This is a genomic window from Candidatus Thioglobus sp., from assembly GCA_028228555.1.
Taxonomy (GTDB): domain Bacteria; phylum Pseudomonadota; class Gammaproteobacteria; order PS1; family Pseudothioglobaceae; genus Thioglobus_A.
Genome location: JAOJBP010000024.1, coordinates 1 through 3,968, shown reverse-complemented (window position 1 = coordinate 3,968; position 3,968 = coordinate 1). Strand labels below are relative to the sequence as shown.

Below are 3,968 nucleotides of genomic sequence, written 5' to 3'. Positions count from 1 at the left end.
AGCGGATTTGAACCGCCGACCTCTTCCTTACCAAGGAAGTGCTCTACCGACTGAGCTAGGTGAGCACATTCCCCCACTTGGAGCGGGTAACGAGAATCGAACTCGTCTCATTGGCTTGGAAGGCCAAGGTAATACCAATATACGATACCCGCAAATTCTTTTTGTTTATGGTGGAGAGAGAAGGATTCGAACCTTCGAAGCCAGGGGCGACGGATTTACAATCCGCATACTTTAACCACTCGTAAATCTCTCCAAACAATCCAAAATTATCCCATAGACGCTAAGCCTTTGCAAGCGTTAATTTGAAGTTTTTACGTGTTTTTTTAAATTCTAGAAACGCCACTGGCAATAGCAGCATCATAAACGGCTTTTGGCATGATATCAATTAGTCTTTTGTCAAAGGGTGTAGGGATGATATAGTCTTTTCCAAAACTTAGAGAATCAATATTATAGGCAGCTAGAACATCTTTAGGCACTTCTAATTTCGCTAACTCTTTTAAAGCATGTACTGCTGCAACTTTCATTTCAATATTAATTTCACTCGCCTTTGCATCTAGTGCACCTCTGAAAATGAATGGAAAGCAAAGTACATTATTGACCTGGTTTGGAAAATCACTACGTCCTGTTGCCATGATTAAATCATCACGAACAGCGTTTGCATCAGTTGGTGAAATTTCTGGATCAGGATTTGATAAAGCAAATACAATTGGCTTATCTGCCATTGACTTAATCATATCTTTGGAAACTAAATTAGCAGCAGCTACACCAATAAAAATATCTGCATCTTGCATGGCGTCTGCCAATGTCTTTTTGTCAGATTTAACTGCATACTGTGCCTTGACCTTGCTAACATTCTCTAAATCTGTTGAAATTACACCCTCTCGGTCAACCAATAGGATGTTTTCTTTTTTCAAACCCAATTCGCACAAAAGGTTTAGTGTTGCAATACCTGCTGATCCTGCACCTAGACAAACTAACTTTACAGTTTCAATAGACTTACCCTGAATCTCAATCGAATTCAAAAGTCCTGCTGCAATAATAATTGCCGTGCCATGTTGGTCATCATGAAAAACGGGGATATCCAACTCTTCTATTAAGCGCTGTTCGATTTCAAAACAACGTGGTGCAGAGATATCTTCCAGGTTGATTCCACCAAAAGTTGGTGCAATATTTTTAACCGTTTGAATAAACTCCTCTACATCTTGCGTATCAACTTCAATGTCAAACACATCCACATCAGCAAAATGTTTAAACAATACTGCTTTACCCTCCATCACAGGTTTCGAGGCCAATGGACCAATATTGCCCAGTCCTAATACTGCAGAACCATCTGTAATAACAGCAACCAAGTTGTTTTTAATGGTGTAATTATTAACCAGTTCAGGATTTTTAGCAATTTCAAGACAAGGTGCAGCAACACCTGGTGAATATGCCAAACTTAGGTCCTCTTTTGTAGCCAAATCTTTATGGGATGTAACAAACAACTTTCCAGGACGATCACCTTGGTGATAGTCAAGAGCTTTTTGATGTAATTCTTCTTTAGTCATCATAATTTTTATTATATTTTATTTTATTAAAAAGTAAGCTTGAGTAATCTTTACGACCAAGCAAGAACCTGATTCATCTTAGAAATATTAGAAACTGTAATGCCTTTAGGGCATACGCGCTCACAATGTCGATGATTTGAGCAACTTCCAAAACCTTCACTTTGCATTTGATTAAGCATTTTTTGTGCTCGCGCTTTCTCTTCAATTTTGCCTTGTGGCAATAAAGACAAGTGGGTAATTTTAGCCGCAACATAAAGTGTTGCTGATGCATTTGGACAAACTGCAACACAAGCGCCACAACCAATACAAGTTGCCGAATTAAAGGCTTCATCTGCACTTGGCTTATCTACCAAAACCGCGTTAGCATCTGGAGCAGCACCCGTATGTACAGAAATATATCCACCTGATTGAATTATGCTATCAAATGCAGATCGATCAACTGTTAGATCTTTAATCACTGGAAATGATTTAGCACGAAAAGGCTCAACCCACAATTCAGTTTGATGCTTATAGTCACGCATATATAACTGACAAGTCGTGGTTGCATTTTTATCACCATGTGGGTAGCCATTAATCACCAATGAACAGGAACCACAAATTCCTTCACGGCAATCATAATCGAAGACAATACAGTCTTCATTATTAGCAATAAGCTGCTCATTTAGTTGATCCAGCATTTCTAAAAAAGAAGTATCTTCATCAATATCATCAATTTTATAGGTGACAAAATCTCCTTCAATATTGATGTTTTTTTGTCGCCAAATATGTAGGGTAAAATTCATTTGTAGTTCCTCACAGTAGGTTCAATAAACTCATAATTAAGATCTTCTTTATGAAGCTTAGGCTGCTCAGACATAAACTCCCAAGCGCCCACAAATGAGAATTCACTATCATCTCTCTTAGCTTCGCCACCTTCAGTTAAATATTCTGTTCTAGCATGGGCACCACAAGACTCTTCTCGCATTAAAGCATCTTGGCACATAAGCTTACCTAATTCAATAAAATCAACCACTCTTCCGGCACGCTCTAAAGTTTGATTTAAATTATTATCAACACCTGTGACCTTAATGTTTTGCCAGAATTGTTCTTCTAATTCTGAAATTTCATCAATAGCTTGCTTTAATCTATCTGCTTCACGAGACATGCCACAAGCATCCCATAATATACCACCTAGCTTCTGATGGAAATACTCAGGTGAATGTTTTGGTTGTGGCGCATTCATGAGATTCTGAATACGATCCTTAACCGCCTTTAAACTTTGAACAACTTGAGGGTGATCATTATCAACTTCAGTCAATGTATTTTTAGCCAAGTAATTGGCAACTGTTTTTGGCAAAATAAAATAACCATCTGCCAGACCCTGCATTAATGCAGAAGCACCCAATCGGTTTGCACCATGATCAGAGAAGTTCGCCTCTCCACCTGCAAACAAACCCTCTACAGTTGTCATCAAATTGTAATCTACCCACAATCCACCCATGGTGTAGTGTGGTGCTGGGTAAATCTTCATAGGTGTTTGATAAGGATCTTCACCAGTAATGCTTGAATACATGTCAAATAAATTACCATATTTTGCTGCTACAGCATCTAGGCCTAATTTTTCAATGATAACACTGAAATCTAGGTAAACACCTAAGCGCTTTCCTTGAATCTTACTACCAACACCAAGACCTTTGTCACAAATAACTTTAGCAGCGCGAGATGCCACATCTCTTGGCGCTAGATTAGCAAATGCTGGGTACATTCTCTCCAAGAAATAATCTCTATCCTCTTCTTTGATATCAGCCGGATTTTTTGTACAATCAGCGGTATTTTTAGGTGCCCAAATGCGTCCATCGTTGCGCAAAGATTCACTCATTAAAGTAAGCTTAGATTGGTTTTCACCTGTAGGTGGAATGCAAGTTGGATGAATTTGAGTAAAACTAGGGTTGGCAAAGTATGCACCCTTCTTGTAAGCGCGCCATGTTGCTGACGTATTACAACCCTTAGCATTTGTTGATAGATAGAAAACATTGCTATAACCACCTGTGCACAACACAACACAATCTGCGGTATGTGCAGAAATTTCTCCGCTCACTAAATCCCTAACCACAACACCACGTGCTTGATCATCAACCATAATAAGTTCTAACATTTCTGATCTAGACTGATGAGTAACATTATCGTTTTCTAGTTGGCGACTATGCGCCTGATAAGCACCGAGCAGAAGTTGCTGACCCGTTTGTCCACGCGCATAAAAAGTACGTGAAACTTGAGTGCCTCCAAATGAGCGATTAGCTAAATAACCACTGTATTCTCTGGCAAAAGGCACGCCTTGTGCGACAGCTTGATCAATAATATTACTACTAAGCTGGGCTAGTCTATAAACATTAGACTCGCGTGCTCTAAAGTCTCCGCCTTTAATAGTATCATAAAATAAAC

At 39.1% G+C, this 3,968-nt stretch carries 3 protein-coding genes and 2 tRNA genes; all 5 read right to left on the bottom strand.

The window, feature by feature from the left end; all coding sequences use genetic code 11:
* Positions 1-78 precede the first annotated feature (78 nt).
* Positions 79-152, bottom strand: a tRNA-Gly gene (locus tag N9Y32_06910).
* Between the two features lie 16 nt (positions 153-168).
* Positions 169-253, bottom strand: a tRNA-Tyr gene (locus N9Y32_06905).
* A gap of 70 nt (positions 254-323) precedes the next feature.
* Entirely contained in the window at positions 324-1,547 is a 1,224-nt protein-coding gene (locus tag N9Y32_06900; GenBank protein MDB2590737.1) for a malate dehydrogenase, read from the bottom strand.
* Positions 1,548-1,597: 50 nt separating this feature from the next.
* Positions 1,598-2,329 (bottom strand): succinate dehydrogenase/fumarate reductase iron-sulfur subunit, encoded by a 732-nt coding sequence (locus tag N9Y32_06895; protein ID MDB2590736.1) that lies wholly within the window; start codon positions 2,327-2,329, stop codon positions 1,598-1,600.
* Positions 2,326-3,968: fumarate reductase/succinate dehydrogenase flavoprotein subunit (locus N9Y32_06890; GenBank protein ID MDB2590735.1), on the bottom strand; the 1,643-nt coding region annotated here is incomplete at its 5' end. The genes N9Y32_06890 and N9Y32_06895, both read right to left, overlap by 4 nt.